The following is a 1,524-nucleotide window of genomic DNA, read 5'->3' as shown; positions in this document are numbered from 1 at the left end:
CCCCCTCACATGATGATTTTTCGGTCAAGGGCCGGTCTGCATTATTGTAGCGGCGCGATCGTCGATGGAATCCAGCTGAGCTATGTCACGAGTACCGACGAAGACACCTCGCCTGTACAACCTCACATGCGGTCGCCGTTCGAGACGGCAGCACCATAATCCCTCATTCGGGGCGAAGCTCAGGAGAACGGAACCATTCTTTTCCTTCGGCTGATGAGGCCATGGGGGGCTTCGGTCCATTCACCTGGATCCATCGGGACTGATCGGGCCCCGAGGATTTGGTCAGGTCGAGGTGTTGATTATACTTGTGTCATGACCGCACCCTCGATCACGACACCGCTCATTGCATATTTCCAGAAGGCCACGAGCAGCTTGCGTGCCAGTGCGATGATGGCAACCTTCTTGCCGCGCCCGCCGTTGCGACCCATGCGTTCCTGAAACCAGCGCGACAGGGCTGAGTCCGGCTGGAAGCGTAACCAGAGCCATGCCGCCTGAACCATCGTCGTACGCAATCGTGGATTGCCGGACTTCGAGACACCCTGTTCTCGATCGATCGAGCCGCTGCGCCACGGCGAGGGTGCTAGCCCGGCATAAGCCGCAATCTGGCGCCGGTTGTCGAAATGCCGGAACAGCCCTTCGCTGGCGAGGACGTTCGCAAACTCCGGGCCTATGCCCTTGAGCATGGTAAGCGTGGCTTGCGGCGAAGTCTCGGACATGTTGTCACGCTCGGCCTCAACGCATTTGATCTGCTTGTCGAGCAGTTCGAGCCGATCAAGCTCGCGACTGAGCTGCGCCTTGAGATGCGAAGGCAATGGCTTACCGTCGCCCGTTCTCATCTCCTCAAGGCGTTCACGCCGACCCCGTCGGTTTGGCTCATAACCCCGAATACCGACGCTGAAGAGCAGACCTTTGATGCGGTTTGTGTGCAGCGTGCGTTCCTTGACGAGCACCCTGCGTTCCCGCCCGATCCGCCGGCGGTCCTCGTCTTCGACCGTTGGCACGCGAACCATCGAACATACCCTTGGCTCACCGCGTATCCATGCCATCAAGGTACGTACCAGCGCCTCACCATCAATCCTGTCAGTCTTGGCACGTCGGTGCCGGCGCGACACTGCAATCGAAGCGGCATCGACCACATGGCTGGTGACCCAATCTTCGGACGCCAGCGAGCGGTGAATCCAGAAGCCGTCGAGCCCTGCTTCCTGAATAGCGATCACTCGATAGCGCTGGCCTTCGCGAACTTCTACCTTGTCGCGCAAGGCACCCAGACATGCGAGCAGCGCTGGCATATCGCCGCCGGGCACCGAGTGACGAGACATCTTTTCAGTCCCCGGCGACAGCGAGGTCACAAGCCAAGTCGATTTCGACAGTTCCAGCGAAACGAAAATTGCGCCAAGATCAACTCGGATGGCGGCAGGTTGCGAGACCAGGTCTGCTGACATGGCAAATCCTTTCAGAGTGGTTGGTAGCAAACCGACTCTGATCTTCCTCAGGCCGCTATCCAACTCTCATCATGGAATCTTT

Annotated in this window: 1 protein-coding gene; it reads right to left on the bottom strand. The window is 58.9% G+C overall.

Going from position 1 to position 1,524, the window contains the following annotated elements; translation table 11 throughout:
• Window positions 1–299: 299 nt before the first annotated feature.
• A complete protein-coding gene (locus tag GQY20_RS31870; RefSeq protein ID WP_157177991.1) occupies window positions 300–1,442 on the bottom strand; it encodes an IS110 family RNA-guided transposase in 1,143 nt (380 codons plus the stop codon).
• Window positions 1,443–1,524: the final 82 nt, after the last annotated feature.

The organism is Flavisphingomonas formosensis, assembly GCF_009755815.1.
GTDB lineage: Bacteria > Pseudomonadota > Alphaproteobacteria > Sphingomonadales > Sphingomonadaceae > Flavisphingomonas > Flavisphingomonas formosensis.
The sequence above is the reverse complement of the archived record's forward strand: the minus strand, read 5'-3'. Positions and strand labels throughout refer to the sequence as shown.

Bases quoted from the DNA above. Each gene is read 5' to 3' on its own strand.
- GQY20_RS31870 (WP_157177991.1), bottom strand. From the start codon at position 1,442: ATGTCAGCAGACCTGGTCTCGCAACCTGCCGCCATCCGAGTTGATCTT.